The organism is Kutzneria viridogrisea DSM 43870 (assembly GCF_000525635.1).
In the GTDB taxonomy this organism is placed as follows: Bacteria; Actinomycetota; Actinomycetes; order Mycobacteriales; family Pseudonocardiaceae; genus Kutzneria; species Kutzneria viridogrisea.
In genome coordinates this window covers 5,270,560-5,293,290 of record NZ_CP007155.1, presented here as the reverse complement: position 1 = coordinate 5,293,290, position 22,731 = coordinate 5,270,560, and the positions used below count along the sequence as shown (strand labels likewise).

Annotated in this window: 9 protein-coding genes; 1 reads left to right on the top strand and 8 read right to left on the bottom strand. The window is 68.7% G+C overall.

Annotated elements, in window-relative coordinates; genetic code table 11:
• Positions 1 to 27 precede the first annotated feature (27 nt).
• The 6 genes from KALB_RS23385 to KALB_RS23360 form a co-directional block, all read right to left on the bottom strand.
• The gene (locus KALB_RS23385) at positions 28 to 1,803 is read right to left on the bottom strand and encodes a fatty acyl-AMP ligase (protein ID WP_025358134.1); all 1,776 of its coding nucleotides are present in this window, start codon (positions 1,801 to 1,803) and stop codon (positions 28 to 30) included.
• Positions 1,793 to 2,041 (bottom strand): hypothetical protein, encoded by a 249-nt coding sequence (locus KALB_RS46735; RefSeq protein WP_030110917.1) that lies wholly within the window; start codon positions 2,039 to 2,041, stop codon positions 1,793 to 1,795. The genes KALB_RS23385 and KALB_RS46735 overlap by 11 nt, the downstream gene beginning before the upstream one ends.
• Entirely contained in the window at positions 2,038 to 2,262 is a 225-nt protein-coding gene (locus tag KALB_RS23375) for an MbtH family protein (RefSeq protein ID WP_420811785.1), read from the bottom strand. Before KALB_RS23375 ends, KALB_RS46735 begins: the two co-directional genes overlap by 4 nt.
• Before the next feature lie 27 nt (positions 2,263 to 2,289).
• The gene (locus KALB_RS23370) at positions 2,290 to 13,467 is read right to left on the bottom strand and encodes a hybrid non-ribosomal peptide synthetase/type I polyketide synthase (RefSeq protein WP_025358132.1); all 11,178 of its coding nucleotides are present in this window, start codon (positions 13,465 to 13,467) and stop codon (positions 2,290 to 2,292) included.
• A gap of 63 nt (positions 13,468 to 13,530) precedes the next feature.
• Positions 13,531 to 14,835, bottom strand: coding sequence for an MFS transporter (locus KALB_RS23365; protein WP_025358131.1), 1,305 nt, complete (start codon positions 14,833 to 14,835; stop codon positions 13,531 to 13,533).
• Positions 14,832 to 15,044: a hypothetical protein gene (locus KALB_RS23360; protein WP_025358130.1), complete on the bottom strand. Its 213-nt coding sequence runs from the start codon at positions 15,042 to 15,044 to the stop codon at positions 14,832 to 14,834. Before KALB_RS23360 ends, KALB_RS23365 begins: the two co-directional genes overlap by 4 nt.
• A gap of 785 nt (positions 15,045 to 15,829) precedes the next feature.
• On the opposite strand from KALB_RS23360, the gene KALB_RS23355 reads away from it, so the two are divergent.
• Positions 15,830 to 18,445 (top strand): AAA family ATPase, encoded by a 2,616-nt coding sequence (locus KALB_RS23355; protein ID WP_025358129.1) that lies wholly within the window; start codon positions 15,830 to 15,832, stop codon positions 18,443 to 18,445.
• Positions 18,446 to 18,668: 223 nt separating this feature from the next.
• On the opposite strand, the gene KALB_RS23350 is transcribed toward KALB_RS23355, so the two are convergent.
• Entirely contained in the window at positions 18,669 to 20,282 is a 1,614-nt protein-coding gene (locus tag KALB_RS23350; RefSeq protein WP_025358128.1) for an alpha/beta fold hydrolase, read from the bottom strand.
• 126 nt (positions 20,283 to 20,408) lie between these two features.
• Complete coding sequence (locus KALB_RS23345; RefSeq protein WP_148309587.1) at positions 20,409 to 22,328, bottom strand: ABC transporter ATP-binding protein; 1,920 nt, start codon at positions 22,326 to 22,328, stop codon at positions 20,409 to 20,411.
• Positions 22,329 to 22,731: the final 403 nt, after the last annotated feature.

Here is a 22,731-nt window from a genome sequence, read left to right as displayed (position 1 = left end):
CCCCCTCGGTTTCCCCTCAACCGTGCGCTACCAGGTGCGAAGCGCGCCTTCCAGGAACAGCTGCCGACTGTGCCGGCGTTGCACCTTCCCGCTCGTAGTGGTCGGCAGGCCGCCCGGCTTGAGTAACGTGACCGCGGCCACGCCGAGCTGGTGCTCCTCGGCCACCCGCTGGCGAACCGCCTGGAGCAGTTCGGCCTCGGTCACCTCGCCGGACTTCCGGGACTCGGCCGGGCCGTCCGGTACGACTCGGAACCGGCGTGCGACCTCGGCCACCACCCCCAACCGGGACTCACCGTCCACCTCGTACCGGAAGGCCGCGCACCGGTTCGACGCCAGGGCCGGGTGGCTCGCGGTGACGGTCAGCTCCACATCGGACGGATAGTGGTTGCGACCGTCGATGATGATCAGGTCGTCCAGCCGGCCCAGGATGATCAGGTGCCCCTCGCTGAAGAAGCCCAGGTCGCCGGTGCGCAGGAACGAGCCCGCCACCCCGGGTACCTTCCAGTGGAACTTCGCCGCGGTCGCCTCCGGCTGACCCCAGTACCCCTGCGCGATGCTGGCGCCCGCGACCCAGATCTCGCCGACCTTGTCCGGCGGGCACGGCTCGCACGTCTGGGGATCGACGATCCGCACGGTCAGGTTCTCCGGAACCCGCCCGCACGGCACCAGTTTCCGTTGAGCGCCTGGGTCTTCCCTGACGATTCCCTTGTCCTCCAACAGGTCGCTGTCGACGGTCACCAGCCGGCGGTCCTCCGGCCGCCGTCCACCGCTGACGTAGACCGTCGCTTCGGCCAGCCCGTAGCACGGCATGAACGCCGTGTCGCGGAACCCCGCCGGCCGGAACGCCTGCCGGAACCGCTCCAGGGACTCCGCGCGTACCGGTTCGGCGCCGTTGAGCGCGTACTCCCAGCAGGACAGGTCCAGTCGTTCGCGTTGTTCGGGCGTTGTCCTCGTGACGCACAGGTCGTACGCGAAGTTCGGCGCGCTGCACATGACCGCGCGATGCCGATCGATCGCCTCCAGCCACACCAGCGGCCGCATGATGAACGTCGTCGGTGCCATGAGCACGGCCGTGCCGCCGAGGTACATCGGCAGCAGCAGCTTCGCCAGCCCCATGTCGTGGAACAGCGGCAGCCAGCTCACGGTCCGGAACCTCGCCGCGATCGCGGGATCGGTGCTGACCCGCATGGCGCCGGCGACCGCGGCGAAGTTCTCCAGCACGTTCTCGTGAGCGATCATCGCCCCCTTCGGTGCGCTGGTCGACCCGGAGGTGTACTGGAGGAAGGCGAGGTCGGAGGCAGCGGTGTCCGAGGCCGTCCACTCCTCCGCCGGGGTGCGGGTCAATTGGTCGACCGTGGCGAGTTCGAGGCCGCCGAGGTCGTACTGGGAGCGCAACTCCGCCGCGGCCGGGGTGGTCAGCGCCAGCACGGGGGAGGCGTCCTTGACGATCGACTGCACGCGGCTGAGGAACCGCGTCCCGCCGGTCAACGACTCGGGGTAGGGGATGGGCACCGCGACCAGTCCGGCGTACGCGCAGCCGAAGAAGCTGACGACGAAGTCCAAACCGGACGGTTGCCAGACCAGGACCCTGTCCCCGTGGGTGGTTCGCCGCCGCAACGCTGCCGCGACGCCGCGCGCCTTCCGGTCCAAGTCGCCGTACGTCAGGGTCTCCACCGGTTGGCCCTCGCGGCCCAGCATGACGCACGCGGGTTGGGTGGGGGTGCGCGAAGCGTGCCGCTGGATCATCGTCGCCAACGTGTCCACGGCTGCTTCCCGCCGCACCGGGTGCGAGTCAGTCACCATCTGTCCTTCCCTCCACCGCTGGGAATCCCAACGTGAACGCGCAGAAGTCCCGCCACTGCGCTGTGGTCGAGCTGAAGATCACGGCGGCGTCGGCGACCACCGGGTCGCGGACCACTGCCAGGTCGTCTCGCAGGTACGCGATGTCGTCCTCGCCCAGCGAGCTGTCGAGCGGACCCGTGGTCCACCCGTCGAAGGCTCGCAGTTCCCGCAGTGGGTAGCCCTTGCTGTACCCGCTCATGGCCTTTCCTGGTCGAGTTGCCGCCGCAAGCTCAGCGGCCGCATGTCGGTCCACACCTCGTTGATGAAGTCCAGGCAGGTGCGTTTGTCACCGACCTTGCCGGCATCCCGCCAACCCGCCGGGTTGTCCCGGTCGGTCGGCCAGATGGAGTACTGCTCCTCGTGATTGAGCACGACCTTGTACCGCGTGCTGTCCTGGTTCTCATCCGTGTCCAACGGCACGTTGTCCTCCATTGTCCGAATGGATTGTCATTGCTCGGTGTGCACCGACCGTTCGACCATCGTGACGAGGTCGTCGAGTTCGTCCGCGACTTCGTCAGGTTGGGTCAACTGATCCGCGATCTCGCGGGCGAGTGCGGCGACCGTCGGATTCTCGAACAGCCGACGAAGGGGAATCTCGACCTTGAAGTGGTCGCGCACGGCGGCAAGAACGGTGGTCGCCAGCAGGGAGTGGCCGCCGATGAGGAAGAAGTCGTCGGACACTCCGACTCGGTCGAGGCCCAGTACGTCTGCCCAGATCGCTGCCAGTGCGGTTTCGGTGTCGGTGCGTGGGGCGAGGTATTCGGTCTGGTTGACTCGGGCAGCTTCGAGGGTGTCGGGCAGTGCCTTGGTGTCGAGTTTTCCGTTCTGTGTCAGCGGCAACGACTCCAGTGGCACGAACAGTGACGGCACCATGTAGTCCGGGAGGCTGTCGCGTACCGCGTCGCGCAGTGCTGCGGCGTCGACTTCGTTGCCAGTTGCGGCGACGATGTAGGCGATGAGGACGTCTCCGCGTCCCACCACTGCGGCCTGTGAGACTCCCGGTTGGCGTTCCAGTACCAGTTCCACCTCGCCGGGCTCCACCCGGTTTCCCCGGACCTTCACCTGACGATCAGCCCGCCCGAACAACTCCAGGCTGCCGTCCACGAGCTGCCGACCGAGATCACCAGTCCGGTACAGTCTTGCGCCGGGCAGTGGCGTGATCGGGTCGGGCAGGAAGCGTTCGGCGGTGAGGTCCGGCCGGTCGAGGTAGCCGCGGCTGAGCCCCTCGCCGCCGACGTACAACTCGCCGGGGACACCCTGCGGGACCGGCCGCATCGACTCGTCCAGGACGTAGACGACGGTGTTGGGAAACGGCTTGCCGATCAGGTTCCGGCGTTCGTACTCGCTGTCGTGCCCACGCGCTGGGTGGAAGGTGCTGTCAATCGTGCACTCGGTCATGCCGTACTGGTTGACCACGACACAATCCGGCCCGGTCAGTTCCTTGATCGTGGCCAGCTCGTCGGCGTAGAGGGTGTCCGAAGCGACGATCAGCACCTTTATGAAGTCCAGCCGTTCACCGGTCGACCGCAGGTGTGCCACCAGGCCTTTGATCACCGCGGGCACGAATTCGGCGCAGTCGACCCGTTCGCGGCGCATCAGGTCGAACAGTTCGGCGGGGCGCAGCAGCAGGTCCTGCGGGCAGAGTACGAGCCTGGCGCCGGACAGGATGGCCCGTACGAGGTCGAAGGTGAAAACGCTGAAGCCCTCGCTGGCCATCTGGAGTATCGAGGTGACCCGGCCACGCAGGCGGTAGGTCTCGTCATATGCCGCGAAACCGGATACCAGGTTGTGGTGTTCGAACATGACGCCCTTGGGTGTACCGCTGGACCCCGAGGTGAACACGGTGGTCAACATGTCGTGCGGCCGCACGACCACGCCCGAGTTGTCCGTTGGCTCGTTGTCCAGCTTCGGGTTCCCGTTGACGAGAACCGTTGTCGCGTCGAGGTTGTCCAAGTCCTCGGCGAGGCGTCGGTGTGCGAGCACATGTGTGACGCGAGCTTCGGCGATGATGGCATCCCGGCGCCGCACCGGCATGTCCGAGGGCAGCGGAACCGAGGAGGCGCCGGCCTTCCAGATCCCGATTACCGCGGCGATCATCTCAGTCGACCGGTCCATCAGCACGCCGACACGGGACTGGTTGCTGAGGCCGTACCGCCGGAGGTGGTGCGCCACCTGGTTGGCGCGGTCGTTGAGGTCCCGGAACGTCACCTGGTCCGTGCCGCACACGACGGCCACCCCGTCGGGGGTGCGCTCCACCTGTGCCTCGAACAGGTCCGGGATGGTGTCGACCGGTACCGGGCGTGCGAGTTCGGTCCAGCTCTCGCTCAACTGCTTGTGTTCCGCTGGGGACAGCAGGTCGATCGCACCGCAGCGGATGTCCGGTTCGGCCACGACTGCCGTGAGGGCTCGGAGGAAGTACGTCGTGATCCGCTCGATCGTTGACCGGTCGAACAGGTCCGTGGCGTATTCGAGGGAGCTGACGATGCCCGCGGGCGTTCCGTCCGAGCCACGCCGTTCGCGCATCTGGAAGACCAGATCGACCTTCGCGGCCGTGCTGCCGCGGGGGATCTCGGTCGCATCCAGGTCCACCAGCTGGGTTTGGAAGTCGCTGGTGTTGTCGAAGGCGAGCATCACCTGGAACAACGGGTGCCGCGCCAACGACCGCTCCGGGTTCAGCACCTCGACCAACCGCTCGAACGGCACGTCCTGGTGCTCCAACGCACCCACGTCGCCGTCACGCACCCGACCGACCAACTCGCCGAAGGTCGGGTCGCCCGACACGTCCACCCGCAACACCAACGTGTTCACGAAGAACCCGACAAGATCCGCCACAGCCTCGTCCAGCCGGCCAGCCACCGGACTGCCCACCACCACGTCAGTCCCGCCGCCCAACCGCGACAACAGCACCGCCAGGCCAGCCCGCACCACCATGAACAACGAGGCGCCCCACTCGGCGGCGATCCGCGCCAACCCCGCGTGGACCTCCGCAGGCACCACGAAGCCGACCGAATCGCCCCGGAAACTCGCCACGGCAGGCCGACGGCGGTCCACCGGCAGGCTGATCTCCAGCGGGATGCCAGCCAGCCGTTCGCGCCAGAACGCCAGTTGCCGTGAGACCACGCTCCCCGGATCTTCCTCCGAGCCCAGCAACTCCCGCTGCCACAGCGTGTAGTCCACGTACTGCACGGGCAACGGCTGCCAGGCGGGCGAGGTGCCCGTTCGGCGGGCCGCGTAGGCGGTACCGAGGTCTTGGGCCAGCGGGCTGGCCGACCAGGCATCGCCCGCGATGTGGTGCACCACGATGACGAGCACATGTTCGTCTTGCCGCACTTGGAACAGGCAGATCCGCAACGGCAGGTCGGTCGTGAGGTCGAAGGGATACTCGCAGGCCCTTTCCACCGCCTGCTCGACCTGATCGCGGTCGACCCGTTGGACCGTCACGTCGACCGTGGCCTCCGCGCTGTCCAGGACCTGTTGGGTCGGCTGGCCGTCCAACTCGACGAACCGCGTGCGCAGGGTCTCGTGCCGGGCGACCACGTCCTGGACCGCCGCCGTCAACGCGGCGAGGTCGAGCTCTCCGGTGAGGCGCACCGGCAGGGCCATGTTGTAGGTCGGGTTCGGGCCTTCCAGCCGATTGAGGAACCACAGCCGCGACTGCGCATAGGACAGCGGGATCTCGTTGGGACGTACGCGTGGGCACAGCTCCGGACGGGTTTCACTGGTCGTGTGCGGGCCGTCGAGCAGTGCGGCGAGGCCGGCGATCGTGGGCGCGTCGAACAGCCAGCGGATCGGGACCTCGCTGCCGAGTTCCGCCCGGATCTTGCTGATCACCCGGGTGACTGCCAGGGAGTGGCCGCCGATGAGGAAGAAGTCGTCGGACACTCCGACTCGGTCTACGCCCAGCACGTCCGCCCAGATCGCAGCCAGTGTGGTCTCGGTGTCGGTGCGTGGGGCGAGGTATTCGGTCTGGTTGACTCGGGCAGCTTCGAGGGTGTCGGGCAGTGCCCTGGTGTCGAGTTTTCCGTTCTGTGTCAGCGGCAACGACTCCAGTGGCACGAACAGTGACGGCACCATGTAGTCCGGGAGGCTGTCGCGTACCGCGTCGCGCAGTGCTGCGGCGTCTACCTGGCTGCCAGTTGCGGCGACGATGTAGGCGACGAGGACGTCTCCACGTCCCACCACTGCGGCCTGGGAGACTCCCGGCTGGCGCTCCAGCACCAGTTCCACCTCGCCCGGCTCCACCCGGTTTCCCCGGACCTTCACCTGACGATCAGCCCGCCCGAAGAACTCCAACTGCCCGTCGGGCAACCACCGCGCGAGGTCACCAGTCCGGTACATCCGCGTGCCAGGCTCACCGAACGGGTCGGGCAGGAACACCTCCGCGGTACGGGCGGGCATGTTCAGGTAGCCATGCGCCAAACCAACTCCGGCCGCGTACAGGTTGCCCACGACGCCAGGCGGTACCGTCTGCATCTCCTCGTCCAGCACGTAGCTGCGGGTGTTGCTGATCGGCCTTCCGATGGGCGCGTTCACCGGCCAGTCCGCGACCTCGGCCGCGAGCTTCGCGGTCGTGACCACGTGTGTCTCGCTGGGACCGTAGTGGTTGAACAGCCGACGGTCCTCGACCGCATCGAAGAACCGCCGCACCCGGTCACTCGGGGTCAGTGCCTCGCCGGCCTGCGCCACCACCTTCAACTCGGGCAGCACCACGCCGAGCTCCTCGGCGGCCTCACACACTGCCTCCAGCACCAGGTTCGGCACGTGCAGCTCGCCAACGCCGAACAGCTCCAACCACTCCGCCAGCTTCCTGGCGTCCCGCCGTACTTCCTCGGTCGGCACCGCGAGCACCTTGTCGTACAGCAGGGCCGAGAAGATCTCATGCGCGGACGCGTCAAACCCCAACGACGCGAACTGGGCCACAACCGCACCAGGTTCGACGGCCATGTCCTTGTGGCTCCAGTCGAACAGGTTCACCAAGCTTTCGTGGCTCATCACGACGCCCTTGGGCTTGCCCGTGGAGCCCGAGGTGTACAGCACGTACGCGGGGTTCGCCGGGGTCACCGTCCGGGCGAGGTTTTCGGTGAGGTATTCCGCCTGGGGCTGTTCATCCAGTGCCACCACCGGGCAGTCCAGTCCCAACCGAGACGCGATCTCGCTGGTGGTCACGACGAGTCGTGGCCGTGCGTCGGACACGATCGTTTTGACACGCTTGTCGGGGTACGCGATGTCGATCGGCAGATACGCGGCGCCAGCCTTCAACACCGCCAGCACCGCGACCACCATGTCGATCGACCTCGGCACCATCAGGCCGACTACGCTCTCCTGTGCCACCCCCTGGTCGGCCAGCAGCCGCGCCAGCTGGTTGGCGCGGGCGTTCAACTCGGCACAGGTGACCTTCTCCTGCTCGAACAGCACCGCGAGCGCATCCGGTGCCCGCTCCACGCGTTCCTCGAACAACGCGTGCAGGGTCGTGTCCGAAATCGTGGCAGTACCACCGTCTTCCCACTGGTGCAAGGTCGCGCTTGCCGCAGCGGTGATCATCGGGATCCGCTTGGCGTGCTGGTCCGCCTCGGTCAGGAACGCGTCCAGCAGCAGTGCGAACGTGGCGACGTGACCGCGAATCGTCGGCTCGTCGAAAAGGTCCGCGTTGTACTTGAATACCGCCCTGATCTCATCGCCCATCGAGACCATGTCGACCTCGATGTCCGCCTTGGCGTAGTGGGATTCGGCGGTCAGCAGGGTCGCGGACAGACCGTCCAGTTGCGGCGCCGTGACGGCGTTGTCCAGGTTGAACGTCGTATTGATCAGCTGGGCGCGGGTTCCGTCGACGCCCGCGAGCATCTCGGTGCGCAGTTCGGCGAACGGGTAGGCCGCGTGGTCGTGCGCGGCGAACAGGTCCTGTCGCAACGAGGTGAGGAAGTCCGCCACAGTCATGGCGCCGGTCAGTCGGCTGCGGACGGGGACCATGTTGCCGCAGTTGCCGACCAGCCGGTCCGCACCCTTGTCCTCGCGCAGGGCGATGGGAACGCCGATGACGACGTCCTGGTCACCGGTGACGCGGTGCAGCAGAAGCGCGTATGCGCCGAGCAGGATGGTGAACGGGGTATTTCCCAGTTCCCGCGCGGTCTTCGCGAGCCGAGTGGCCACGTCCTGCCCCAGCACCATCGGTACCTGTCCACCGTGGTAGGTGACTCGCGGTGGACGTGGTCGGTCCGTCGGCAGCCGCAGGGTCGGTACGCCGTTGGGGAAGTGGTTCAGCCAGTACGCCCGGTCGCGCGCCGCGTCCTCACCGCTGAGATAGCGCAGTCGCCGGTCAACGAACTCCTGGTAGCGCGGGGCGGGCGCAAGCCGCTCGGCACCCAGGGACACGCGGGTGTTGTAAAGGTGCTCGAGCTCGTTGAAGAGCACGACGAACGACCAACCGTCGAGTACGGTGTGGTGCGCGGCCACGTGCAACTGGTGGCGGTCGTCGGCGATCTTGAGCACGGCCACGCGGACCAGGGGAGCGGCTGTCAGGTCGAACGTGGTCTCGGTCTGTGCCGTGAGCCACTGCGCCCGGGCGGCCGGATCGGCGGAGAAGTCCAGGACCGGGACGTCCAGTTGGAGCGAGTGCGCGACAAGCTGTTCGGAACCGTCTGCGGCAAATGTGGTTCGCAGGGTGTCGTGTCGACGAACCAGGTCCTGCAACGACTCCCGCAGCGCGTCGACGCGCAACTCGCCGCGTAGTTCCAGCAAGGCCGTCTCGACGCAGACCCGAGCCTGCTCCGGGCCGATCTGGTTGAGCAGCCAGAACTCGCGCTGCATGTCGGTGAGCGGGTACCCGCCGGGTTGGTCGGCCACCGCCTTCGAGCCGGGGAAGAACCCGTGTGCGCGCAGTTCGTTCACCGTGTCGGCGAAGATCGACACGATCCGGTCCACGTCCTCGTCGGTGTGCGCCGTGGACAGGAAGCAGTTGCGGCCCTCCCAGATGTAGAGGCCGCGTTCCACCAGCATCAGGTGGAACAGTTCCACGGTCTCCGACAGCATCGGCTCCTCCGGGAACCGCAGCCGGAACAGCGAGCCGAAGTTCACCACCGCGATCGGCACACCGGCCTCGCGGCACATCGCGTTCAGCCGGTCGGCCATGCCCTCGACCCGCTGGTTGAGCTCGGCGTGCAGACCCGGGCCGCGGCGGCGCATCTCCCGCAGCACGGCCCGGCTCGCGGCCAGGGCGAGCGGGTGCTTGCAGAACGTGCCGGTGAAGAAGGTCCTGACCGACTGCGGGTACGGCGTGTTGCCGAACCCCCAGGCGCCGCCGTCGATCGCGTCGAGGTACTCGCTGTTGCCCGCGACCATGCCGATCGGCAGGCCGCCCCCGATGATCTTGCCGTACACGGCCAGGTCCGCCGGCACGTCGAACAGGGCCTGCGCGCCACCGGGGTGCACCCGGAACCCGGTGATGACCTCGTCGAAGATCAACGCCACCCCGGCCTGCGCGGTGATCTCTCGCAGCTGCCGTAGGAACTCCACCGGCTGAAGTTCGGGCTTCCTGCTCTGCACCGGTTCGACCAGCACAGCGGCGAGTTCGTGCACGTGGTCGCGGAGCATGGCGAGGGCTTCGTCCTCCCCGTACGGCAGGATCAGCGTGTCCTGCCCCACGGCGGCTGGCACGCCAGGCGCCAGTGGAGCCGCGTCACCGGTGCGGCCGTTGGGGTCCTGCCTGGCCAGGATCGGGTCCGCGGAACCGTGGTAGGAACCGGCGAACAGCGCCACCTTCGTACGTCCGGACACGGCTCGTGCCAGTCGCACGGCGACCATCACCGCCTCGGAACCGGTGTTGCAGAACACCGCCCGTTGCTTCCCGGTCATCTCGCAGACCAGTTCGGCCACCTCGGCGGCGAGCAGCGGGTGCGGGCCGAGCTGCATGCCGTGGTCCAGCTGACCGGTGATGGCCTCGTTGATGAAGGATTCGTTGTGCCCGAACAGGTTGACACCGAACCCCATGGTGAGGTCGAGGTACTCGTTGCCGTCCACGTCCCACATCCGCGCGCCCTGCGAACGGGTCACCGCGATGGGGTAGCGGGTCTCCCGCAGGTCGATGTGGGGTTGGGGCGCGTGTCGTACGTCAGCGTGGTACGCGCGTTCCTGGATCGCCTGTTGCTTGGAAACGGCTGTGCGTGCGCAGAACCGGCGGACGAACTCCTCGGCGAACGCGTGCTGCTCGGCGTTCCAGGCCCCTGACCGCTTGGCCTCGGTCTGCTGGAAGGCGACGTAGGTTTCCCGCTGCTTGGTCTGCTGGGTCTGCGGCTCGGCCGGTCGGGGCGGGAGGGGCGTCTTGCGGCCTTGCAGGAGTTCGTATGCCTGGGCCATCACACGTTCGTGCACGCTGAGGAACTGGCCGACCGCGTCGTCCGGAGCTGCTCCGTTGGCGGGAGCTGGCGCCGTGCGCGGTTGCGCCGCCACCGGCACAGGTGCCGGCGTGATCAGCTGGTCCAGTACGTGTTTCGGCGCGTTCTCGGTGATGTACGCGGCCAACCGGTCGACGGTGTTGAGTTCCTCGAACAGCCTGCTGACCGGCAGCCGTACCTGGAAGGTCTCCTGGACCGTTTGCAGGGTCTGGAACAGTGTCATCGAGTCGGCGCCCAGTTCCAGGAACGAGGCGTGCGGGTCGACCGGACCGTGGTGGTGCAACAACCGGCCCACGGTTTCGGCCAGCACGGTGTGGACATCACGAGATGGCTGCGCGGTGAGCACGGGGACCTCAGCCCTTTCTGCTGGCCGTTCGTGGTGCGGGTCGCCGGGGAGCGGGAACCAGTGGCGCTGGCGGTCGAAGTGGTGGCCGGGCATCGGCTGTTTGCGGGCGCGCTGTCCGCGGTGGTGGCCAGCCCAGTCCACCGGTCGACCACTGACGTACAGCTGGGCGAGGCTGTCGGACAGCACGGCCCAGTCGTCGATCGTGGGGCGCAGCGAGGCCAACCACAGCCGCCCGGTGACCTCGCGTTGCCCGGCGCCGATCAGCGTCCGACCTGGACCGACCTCCAGATAGGTGTCGCACCCGAGACCGGCCAGCAGCCGGATCCCGTCGGCGTACCGGACGGGCTGGGTCAGGTGCCGCTCCCAGTAGGAGGCATCCAGGACGTGCTCGGCGTCGAACAACCGGCCATCCAGGTCGCTGACCAGCGGGATCCGCGGCGAAGAGTGCGGTACGGCCCTCGCGGCCCGGCCGAAGGCGGTGCCCGCGGCGGCCATCGCCGGGGTGTGGAAAGGGTACGTGGAGTTGAGCGGGCGGGTGTCGATGCCTCGCGCGGCGAGGACCTCGGCGAACGCGGCGACCAGCGTCGACGCTCCGGCGACCGCGACGTTGCGGGATCCGTTCACGGCGGCCACGGCGAGCCCTGGCCACTCGTCGAGCATCGCACGGACCGCTTGTTCCTCGGTGAACACCGCGAGCATCGCGCCCGCCGGCACCAGTTCCTGGACCAGGCGGCCGCGCTCGGCGGCCAGCCGCAGGCCTTGTTCCAGGTCGAACACCCCGGCCACGCAGGCGGCGGCCAGCTCACCGACGCTGTGCCCGAGCAGGTAGTCCGGTTCGATTCCCCAGGACTGCCAGAGCCGCGCGAGGGCGCACTCGATCGCGAACAACGCCGGCTGCGTGTACCGCGTCTGGTCGAGGAGTCCACGGTCGGCGGGGTCCGGAAACAGCACGGACGACAGCGACCGGCCCCAGTACTCGCCGAGCACCTCGTCGCACTGGTCCAGTTCCCGACGAAACCACGGGTTCGTGGTGTAGAGCTGCCTTGCCATGTCGGCGAATTGAGCGCCTTGGCCGCTGAAGAGGAAGGCCAATTTGCCAGACTGTCCTAAACGGACAATTCCGTTGTGGACATCCGATGTGGACCGACGCAGCAGCTGATCGGCCAGCTGTGCACGGTCGCCGCCGACCACGGCCAGCCGGTGGGTGAAGTGCTGTCGGCCCGTGTTCGCGGTCACGCACGCGTCCTCGACCGAGACGTCGGTGGCTCCGCGAAGCCTTTCGCCCCAGGCGGTCCTCGCCGCGTCGAGTGCGGATTCGGTGCGGGCGCTGAGGGTCAACACGTGGACGGTCCTGCCGTCGACCTCGTCGGGTGTCGCGGGTTCTTCGGTCGCCTCCTGGACGATCACGTGCGCGTTCGAACCACCGAACCCGAAGCCGCTCACCCCAGCGGTCCGGGCACCGAGGCGCCGCGGCCAGTCGGACAGGCGGAGCGGAATCCTGACCGGCTTGGCGGCGACGTCCGGGTTGATCCGCGACAGGTGCAGGTGCGGTGGCACCTGCCGGTGCCGCAGCATCAGGATCACCTTGATCAGTCCCGCGATGCCGGCCGCTGACTCGGCGTGGCCGATATTGGTCTTGACCGACCCGACCAGCACGGGCTCCTCCGCGTCACGGCCCTCGGCGAGCACGTCGGTGAGGGCTCGGATCTCGATCGGGTCGCCGAGCGCCGTGCCGGTGCCGTGGGCCTCGACGTAGTCCACCTCGGCCGGGGTGATCGCGGCCCGGTGCAGGGCGCTCCGGATGACCTCTCGCTGGGCCTGCCCGTTCGGCGCGGCAAGGCCGTTGCTCCGGCCGTCGTGGTTCACCGCCGAGCCGCGGATCACGGCCAGCACCTGGTCGCCGTCCCGGCGGGCCGCGCTGAGCGTTTTCAGGGCGAGCAGGCCGCAGCCCTCGGCCCGGACGTACCCATCCGCGGCGGCGTCGAAGGTCTTGCACCTGCCGTCCGGTGCCATCATCCCGGCCTTGGTGAGGATCTCGGTCACCTCGGGCAGCACGATCAGGTTCACGCCACCGGCCAGCACCAGGGTGGACTCGCCCGCGCGCAGGCTCTCGCACGCCATGTGGACTGCCACGAGGGACGAGGAGCAGGCAGTGTCCACGGCCACGCTCGGCCCGCGGAAGTCGAAGAAGTACGACATCCGGTTCGCCGCGACACTGAGCGCCGACCCCGTACCGCTGTATTCGGTGAGCCGCTCGGGCGTGTTGGTCTGGACTCTGGTGTAGTCACCGACGCTGATCCCGACGAAGACACCGGTTTGGCTGCCAGCCAACGAGTCGGGTGGTGTGCCGGCGGACTCCAGCGTTCGCCACGCCACCTCCAGCAGCAGCCGCTGTTGCGGATCGACGTACGGTGTCTCCCGAGCGGAGAGGGCGAAGAACTCCGCGTCGAAGGTCTCGATGTCCTCGAGCAGACCGTGGGCGCCAGGCAGCTGGGTGCGGCGTGGGCTGGCGGCGACAGCGTCGACGCCGTCAGCCAGCAGCCGCCAGAACTCCTCGGGCCCGTCGGCGCCGGGGAACCGGCAGCCGACACCGACGACCGCGATGGGTTCCTGGGCGCCAGCCGGTGGTTCGCTGGCTTCGACGGCCGGTGCTGGGACTGGGACGTCGGCGATGTGCCGGCTCAACTGGCGAATAGTCGGGTGTTCCCAGATCAGCGCTGGGGACAGCGTACGGGCGGTGACCGTCTCCAATTCCCCGATCATCCCGACGGCATCCCGCGAGGACAGGCCATACGACGCGAGGGGCTCGTCGGGGTCGATGTCGGCCGCGGCCCGGCCGACGTGTCTGGCTATCCGGTCGATCAGCCACGATTCCATCTGGTCCGGCGTCATCTGATCCCCCAACTAGGACGCTTCTTCCCCGGATTTCATTCAGTGCGAGTTGTCGACTGCTTTTCAACAATGATCAGCTGGCGTCAGTAGACCCGGTGCGTTTTCCGGGTGAGCCTGCCGGATTGGGGTGGCCAGTGCGGCGAGCACGATCACCAGGTAAAGCGCGCCGACAACGAGCAGCGGCGTCTGGACCCCCACGTGTTGCACCAACGCGGCGAGCACGGCCGCACCAATGGGGCCGGCCGCACCGTGAATGGTCCAGAACGCAGACGTCACCCGGCCAAGCAGATGACTCGGAGTCATGCTCTGCCGCAACGACATGTTGCAGACGCCGGCCAATGTCGTCCCCAAGTTGAACGCGGTCGCCATCAGGGCGACCACCACGACTTGTTCCGACATCCCGAGCAACGCGACCGCGACACCGCAGATGGCGTACGAAATCGTCCAGCACAGCCCGAACCCCCAGGACCTCCGCAGCGGCGCCGCGAGAACCGCGCCGACCACCGCGCCAGCGCTGACCAACGCCAACACCACACCGACCACCTGGTCGTCCTGGCCAAGGCCGGAGCGCAGGTAGTAGATGAAAACGTCGGTCAGTCCGAGGCTGAGAAACGTGATCACCGAGAGCAGCACGGTCAGCCAACGCAGCACGGGAACGCGCCACAGGAACACGACACCCATGAAGAACTCGGCGCGCCGGTCCCGCCACGTGGCGCCGCGCATCGGCTTCTGGTCGGCCGGCATACGCAACGTGATCATGGTCAGTCCGGCGGCGGACACCGCGAAGCTGGCCGCGTCGAATCCCACCGCCATGGCCGGGCCGGACGCCGCGGCGACCAGCCCGGCCACCACCGGTCCGAGGACGTTGGCCACGCCGAACGTCCCTTGCAGGCGCCCGTTCGCCGCCACGAGCTGGCTGCTGTGCACCAGTCCGGCCACCGCGGTCACGTAGGTGACGTCGAAGATCGTGTTGCACACGGAGGTCAGGACCATGACCACGTACAGGAACCAGATCTGGGAGCCGGCCAGCCACAGCACCGGTACCAGGCCCATCAGCACGACTCGGACGAGGTCGCAGGTGATCATCAGCCGACGGCGGTCCACGTTGTCGGCGAGCATGCCGGCGAACAACCCGGTCGACAGTGCGCCCACGCTGGCCGCCGCGGTGAGCAGGCCCATCTGCGCGACCGATCCGGTGGTCTCCAGGACGAGCAGCGGCAGCGCCACGAACGAGAACGAACTGCCCAGGTTCGACAGCGCCTGCGCCAGCCAGAACACGGTGAAGTCCCGGTTGGCGCGCAGCGGCAGGACAGCCAGCGTGGTGTCGCCGCGGCCAAGGGGGCGCTCGCCGCCCTCGCTGCGCCTCACGGGGATGGCTCCGCCATCGCCACCGCGCTCCGGCGTTGCCCGGCGAACGGCCCGCGCCCGTGTGCTGCCAGCACGGTGTCCACCACGTCCGGAATGCTCTCGGCGCCGCACATCTCCAGCTGGCCGTCCGCGTCACCCGCGTGAAACCCGCAGAAGGGCAATGTGTCATACGGGCTCAGTGCGCCGTCCATGCCGCCCCCAATTTCCATCCGGTTTCGACGACCACCTCGGCGATGTCGCACCCCCGCGCGGCACCGCGTTCATAATGAGTGGACCCAGGCGGGGTCCTTCTCAATAACTATCTCACACGACACTACAACTTCGCATGGCGAACTAACGGTAATCGGTAGCGGATCTCCGCATCAATACACCTTTTGGACCAATCACGCTGTGCGACGCCCCGTTAGTCAAAAAGTTCACGCCAAAGAACCCGTCCAGCTGCGAGGCTGCGCCGCCGCCACACGGGTGACCAAACAGATTTGAAGGTTCTGAACTGTTGTGGGCGCTGCTCCTCCTACCTCAGCAAACCGGATTCACCGGCGCGGACCTGCCTGGGCGAGGAGGTCGTGAGGCTCGTCGAACAAGTGCTGGTGTCGCTCATGGCCGAGGTGGACGTGCGGGTGTTCGGCTCCATGACAACCTCGGTGTGTGGAGCGTCCGGGTCTGGTGGCCGTCGGTCGTGCTCTTCACGGTGCTCACGATGCCGCCGAGTGAGTGCGGCTCGCGTCGGTGAACATTGCCTACCCGCGGGGCGGTGGCAGGTCAGTCGGGGTCGGGGATCCAGTGTCCGTGGCTGGGCGTTGCGGCGCGGTGGTCGTTGGTGGTGGGAACTCGGCGTCCGGGTCGTCCAGTTGCTGCTCACCGATCCACCACCGCCCACGGCGTCTCCCCAGTACCACCAGGGGCTGTGTCGGTGCCAGGGCGGCGAAGGGCAGCTATTCCGTCCCCGCTGAAGCTGGAACTATCCCGGTTCGTCGGCCAGGATCCATTACATATGGATGGCTTGCTCGGGCGGCGGAACGAGACCTCGCGGCTTCAGATACTGCTGGACGATGCGAGGCGATCTCGGGGCGGTGCCGTGCTGGTGCGCGGGGAGCCGGGCATCGGCAAGAGCGCGCTGATGGCCCACCTTGCCGAATCGGCATCCGGTTTCCTGACCATGCGGGCCTCCGGTGCCGAGTTCGAGACCGAACTGCCGTATTCCGCGCTGCACCAACTGTGCCTTCCGGTTCTGGCGCACCTGGACGTGCTCCCGGCCCCGCACCGCAAAGCGCTGCGGATCGCGTTCGGCATGGAAACCGGTACCCCCGACCTGTTCCTGGCCAGCGCGGCGACGCTGGGCCTGCTGCTGGAACACGACCAGCCGCTGCTGTGCCTGATCGACGACGCCCAATGGCTGGACCACGCCTCGGCTCGGGCGTTGGCGTTCGTGGCCCGCCGCGTGACCGCGGAGCGGGTGGCGATGGTCTTCGCCGCCCGCGAGGGCCTGCACGAACTGGACCACCTGCCCAAGGTGGACGTCCAGCCGCTCAGCGAGCCCGAGGCGCGCGCGTTGCTGGCCCGCGAGATCCGCGCCCCCTTGGACGAACGGGTCCGCGATCGTGTCCTCGCCGAGGCGCGGGGCAACCCACTGGCCCTGTTGGAACTGGCCAGAACCGCGGGGCTGACCGGGATGGCCGGAGGCTTCGACCTGCCCGCTCCGGCAGCCGCCGAGCGGAGCTTCCGCGCCCGCCTGGAAGGGCTGTCGCCCCAGGTCCGGCTGCTGTTGATCGTGGCGGCCGCCGAGCCGGTGGGCGATCCGGGCCTGCTGTGGCGGGCGGCGGCGCTGCTGGGCGTCGAGGAGACCGCCGCACAGGACGTACCACTGGTCGAGTTCGGTACCCGAGTGCGATTCGTGCACCCGCTGGCCCGCTCGGCGGTCTACCGGGCCGCGACCGAGTCGCAGCGGCGCCGCGCGCACAGCGCTCTCGCACTGGTCAGCGACCCGCTCGCCGATCCGGACCGCGTTGCCTGGCATCGCGCCCGAGCCAGCGTCGGCCCCGACGAGGACGTGGCCGCCGCACTCGCCGAATCGGCCTCTCGCGCGCAGGCCCGTGGCGGGGTAGCCGCCGCGGCGGCCTTCCTGGAACGCTCCGCCGCGCTGACACTCGAACCTGGGCTGCGGATCGAGCGGGTACTGGCAGCGGTTGAGGCCAAGATGTCCGCCGGCGACTTCGACGCCGCCGCCGAACTGCTGTCCACCCTCGAACCTGACGATCCCCGCGTCGACCTGCTGCGCGGCCAGATCTCCTTCGCCCGCTTCCGGGGCGGGAACCTGCCCACCGATCATCTCCTCAGCGCCGCCGCCAAGCTGACGGACAAGGAGCCGGCGGATGCGCGGACGATCTACGTGGACGCCATCGAGATGGGCATGCAGACCGGCAGCCTCGCCACGGTGCTCGAGGCCGCGCGGACAGCACCTCCCGCCCCCGACCTTCCCCGCAGCGCCGACATCATCCTGGACGGCATGGTCGCCTTGGCCGACCGGGGCCACCAGGCTGCCGCGGAACTCCTGCGCCCTGTCGTGGCGGACAGCGGCGACCAGGCGTGGACCCGGTGGCCGACCCTCGGTTTCCTGCTCGCCGTCGAACTTTGGGATGCCGACGCCGCGCACGACATCGCCGTCCGGTGCACCGCGTCCGGCCGTGAGTCCGGCTCCTTCCACATGCTGCCGATCGGGCTGGCCATGCTCGCCACCGTCACCGCCTACACCGGGGATTTCGGCGCCGCCAAGGAGATGATCTCCGAGGAGGAGGCGATCGCGGAGGCCACCGGCGCCGCCCCCATCGTCTACCCTCGCCTCCACCTGGCCGCCCTGCACGGGCGGCGCGAGGAAGCTGAGGAACTGTTCTCCCGAGTCGGCCCGAACATGACCCTCAGCGTGCAGTACGCGACAGCCGTCCTCAACAACGGCCTCGCCGACTATCCCGCTGCCATGCACGCCGCTGCGCAGGCGGTCGCAACCGGCGATCTCGGAGTGGTCGGCCAGGCCCTGCCCGAACTGGTCGAAGCCGCCGTGCGCTGCGGCCACGAACAGACGGCGCGCTCCGCGCTCGCGGCACTGACCGAACGCACGAGCGCGGGCGGACAACCGTGGGGGCTGGGCATCGAAGCCTACGCACGGGCCCTGGTGTACGAGGACGAAGACGCCTACCAGCAGGCCATCTCGCTGCTGGATTCCACCACGATGGCGATCTACTGCGGCCGCGCCCACCTGATCTACGGGGAATGGCTGCGCCGACAGGGGCGACGCCGCGACGCCCGGACCGAACTACGGCACGCCCACGAGCTGCTGTCCGGGCTCGGCGCGGAAGCCTTCGCGGCCCGGGCGGCGAACGAGCTGCGAGCCACCGGCGAACACGCACGCGGCCGCTCCTCCTCAGCCTCCGACATACTCACGGTGCAGGAAGTACACATCGCCCGTCTGGTCTCCGATGGCGCCACCTCCAAGGAAGTCGCCGCCAAACTGTTCCTCAGCCCACGAACCGTCGACGCCCACCTCCGCAACATCTTCCGCAAACTCGCCATCACCTCGCGACGTCAACTCCGCGACCTCCCCGCCATCCGATAAGCCCAACCGCGGCGGAAGAGGCGGCTCCGCGTGGGACATCGCGTTCATCGGGTATTGATGGCACGCCCGATCGAGCCCGCGGGTGTCAAAAGCTGGTTTTCATCCGGCTCGGCGGTTGGCTGGTTTCGATTTAGAGCAGCACACTCGGGTCTTCGAGGTGACCTGGCGCTGACGCCGCGTGCCGTATGGGACACGAGGTGTCCCATACGGCACGCGGCATGGATCAGAACACGCCGGTGGTGAGCCTCTTCGCGGCGATGTACTGCTGCACGGAGTCGGTCAGCGGCGTGCCGGAGGTCTCCGCCTCGGCGCGCGGGGCCAGCGCGGACTTGCCGTCGGCGGGCACGTTCGGGCGCGGGTCACCGGCACAGGTGGTGCGGGTGCCGGGCAGCACGCCGTCGACCAGGTAGCGGTCGATGATGTCCGAGGCGCAGGCGTTGCGGCCGTAAAGGCCGTGCGTGCCGTCGTCGGAGACCGACACCAGTTGGTCGTTCAGCTTGGTGGCCATCGCGGGGCCGCCGTCGTACTGGGTCTGCGAGTCGCCCTCGGCCTGGATCACCAGCCCGGTCGGGTAGCCGTTGCGCTTGAGGTCGGTGACCTTGTCGGTCAGCGCGAAGTTGCGGAAGGTGCACTGGTTGGCCGCGGCATTGGAGACGCCGTAGCCGAAGGGGTACCTCTCCCGGTACAGCTTCATGTCGCTGTAGTAGATCGACAGGTCCTTGGGCCAGTCGACCTCGCAGGTGACGGTCTGGAACACGCCGTTGATGGTCCGCGCGATGCCCAGGTCGTTGACCAGCTTGGCGGCCCTGCCCGCGTCCACGACCTGGGCGGAGTCGGCGGCGGCCGTGCCGTCGGCGGCGGCCTTGAGGGTTTTGATCATCTTGCCGGTGGTGTCCCACGTCGGGCGGTAGGAGGCGAGGGTGCCCAGCACGCCGTCGTAGGTGCTGCCGTCCACCCTGCCGTAGAACGGGTCGACGACCGGCTTGGCGGTCAGCTTGGCGACCAGTGCCTCGGTGGTGGCGAACACCTCGTCGTGGGACTTGCCCAGGCCGTAGACGGAGTTGCGCTCGCCGAGCCAGGTGTAGAGGGCGTCGACGTTGGCGCGCGTGGCGACGGCCTGCTCCTTGGACTGCTCGCGCCAGATCCAGTCCGGGCTGACCGAGGAGTCCAGGACAGTGCGGTCCAGGCTGGCCGGGAACAGGCTGCCGAAGACCGCGCCCAGGTAGGTGCCGTAGGAGAAGCCCAGGTAGTTGATCTTCTTCTCACCCAGGGCGCCGCGGATGACGTCCATGTCCCGCGCCGTGTTCGGGGTGTTGACGTACGGCCGCAGCCCGCCAGCCGAGCGCTCGCAGTCCGACTCGCCGGTCTGGGCCTGCGCGGTGAACAACGCGAACTGGCTGTCGGTCGGCCGCGAGGGCAGCTCGCCCAGCGGGTCGGAGACCTCGCACTGCAAGGGGGTCGAGCGGCCGACACCGCGCGGGTCGAAGCCGATCAGGTCGTAGGTCCGCGCGATGGGCCGGTCGGCGAAGGCCAGCGGCATGCTCAGGCCGGGACCACCGGGACCACCGGGGTTGATCAACAGCACCCCGCGGCGCTTGGCGGTGTCCTTGGCGGGCAGCTTGCTGATCGTGACCGAGATGCGCTCGTCACCGGGCTTGCGGTAGTTCATCGGCACCACGAGCGTGGCGCACTGCAACTTCGCGAGCTGGCCGTCCTTGGCGCAGGGCTCCCACTTGGGCTGCTGGCCGTAGAACTCCGCCAGGCCCGCGGGCACCTTCGCGGCCGGGGCCGCGAGCGCCGACGGTGCCGTTCCCGCCATCGCGGCGAGCACGCTCACGCTGGCGCAGGCCCACCGACTCAACCTACTAGCTGACATTGACGACCTCTCAGTTCTCGACCGAGCACTGCGGCCGACACTAGGGGTGGTTGCTCGGCCGCACATCAGTCTCACGACGAGTGCAGGTCATACCGAAGGACTACGAGTGCTGCCTTGCTTCGCGGGTGTTGGCGCGTCCTGGTAGCTGGCGGCCTGGATGGTGTAGAGGGTGTGGTAGATGCCGCCGAGCTCCATCAGTTCGTGGTGTGTGCCGGATTCGGCGAGGCGGCCGTGGTCGAGGACGTAGATGCGGTCGGCGGTGCGGACGCTGGCCATGCGGTGGGTGATCATCACGCAGGTCCGGCCCTGGGCGAGGTGGGCCAGGGACTGGTAGACCGCGGCCTCGGCCTTGGCGTCGAGGTTGGCGGTCGGCTCGTCGGCGATGAGGAGATCGCCCTCCCGGTACAGCGCCCTGGCGATCGCGAGCCGCTGCTCCTGCCCACCCGACAGGCGGGTGCCGTGTACGAACTGCCGCGACAGCAAGGTCTCCCAGCCACGGGGCAACTGCGCGGCGACCTCATCGGCTCCCGCCGCGGCCGCGGCCGCGCGCAGCGCCGTGTCCTGGGTGTCGGTGCGGTCGCGGCGGCCCAGGCGGATGTTGTCGGCCAGCGAGGTGGGGAAGTGGATGGGATCCTGCATCACCAGGGCCACGCGGTCGAACACGCTGTCGGGGTCGGCGGTGGCGATGTCCACCCCGTCCCAGAGGATCCGGCCGCCCGAGGGCCGGTACAGGCCCGCGATCAGCTTGGCCAGGGTCGACTTGCCCGAGCCGTTCTCCCCGACCAGCGCGATGACCTGCCCTGCGGTGAACTCCAGGCTGACCTCGTGCAGGCTGTCCCGCTCGGCGCCGGGGTAGCGGAAGCTGAGGTTCTCCACCCGGTAGCGCGAGGGTGCCACCGGCGCGGTGACGGCGGTGGTGGGTCGGGTGCGGGTGTGGGCATCGTCGAGGAACCGCTGGTACTCGTTGACGTACAGGCCTTCCTCGTAGATCCGGTTGACCGAGAGGATGACGTCCTCCAGCCGGGCCCGGCCGACCTGGATCGCGATCAAGGCGCCACCGGCCACCGCCAGCGGCACCCGCCCGGTGGCCAGGAACACCCCCAGCAGCACATACGCCGCGCCGAGCCCGACCCCGCCCAGCGCGCGGCCGATCGCCCGGGTGCGGGCCTGCACCTGGGCCAGGCGGGTCTCCTCGGCCACGAGCAGTCCGGCGATGCGGTCCAGGTCGGCCAGCAGCCACGGCTGGGCCTGGTAGGCGCGGATCTCCGCGGCGGGGGAGTCGTCGCGGGCCATGCGGGTGCTCAGCCAACGGCGCCGCCGCAGCGTGGAGGTGCGGCGCATCGAGGTGTACAGCAGGCGCGCCACGTGCAGCGCCGCGTAGGCGTCGGGCAGTACCGACAGCACCAGCGCGGGCAGCAGCAGCGGGTCCAGCAGCGCGACGGTGCCCGCGGTGGCCAGCAGTCCCGCCAGCGAGCCCAGTGCGGTGGCCAGCCGGTCGAAGGCGCCGTCCACGTGGGCGACACCGGACTGGTAGGCCAACTCCAGGGAGTCGAACCAGCTCGACTCGTCGTAGGCCGACAGCTCCACGTGCAGTGCGGCGTCCACGACGCGGCGCTCGGCCAGCCGTTCCAGCCCGGCCCCGATCACCTGGCTGCCGTACCCGCCCAGGATGGTCAGCCCGCGCTGCACCGCCAGGGCCGCCACGACCACCGCGAGCGCGGGCAGCGCAGCGACCAGCCGGGCCGCGGTCGGACCCTCGGTGATCAGTTCCCGCAGCACGCTGGTGGTGGAGTAGACGCTGATCCCCGCCGCGAGACCGGACACCACGTTGGCGCCCACCACCAGCAGGGTCATGCTCGGCGAGACCTGCCACGCCAGGCCGAACAGGTAGCGCGCGGTGGACGGCAGGCGCCGCAGCATCGCCCACAGCGAGGCCGCGTGCGCCTGACGCTCCAGCTTCACCGACCGCCACGCCGGGGCGACGAGCTCGTCGTCGGTTCCGCTCAACGGATCCTGTGACAGGTCAACCTTGTTGGCACGAAACAGAAACCGCACAAGAACTCCTTCGCGCAGTCGCGGGACAACCAGTGAGATCCCTTCCTACCTCGACTTTCGCGTTGTGGTCGAATGCGTGTTCACCACGAGCTCAAGTCGCTGGAAGTCCGCTCATCGCGCTCGATGCGGTATGTGCGGATGCGCGCCGCTGCCCGCATGGCCCCGGCGGTGGAAGGCGGCTCGGGCCGTACCCGGGGGTCCTTCGAGGGCTGGGGACCCGGTCGGGGTGTCGTTTTCCGGATTGCGTGCCCGCTGAGCAGGCATGACGAGGGGGCGCGCGGTGGGCAGTGCGGTGGGTTCCCTGGCAGGCAGGCTGGTGCTTGGCCCTCACAGCCGCCCGGGTAGGCCGCCCAGT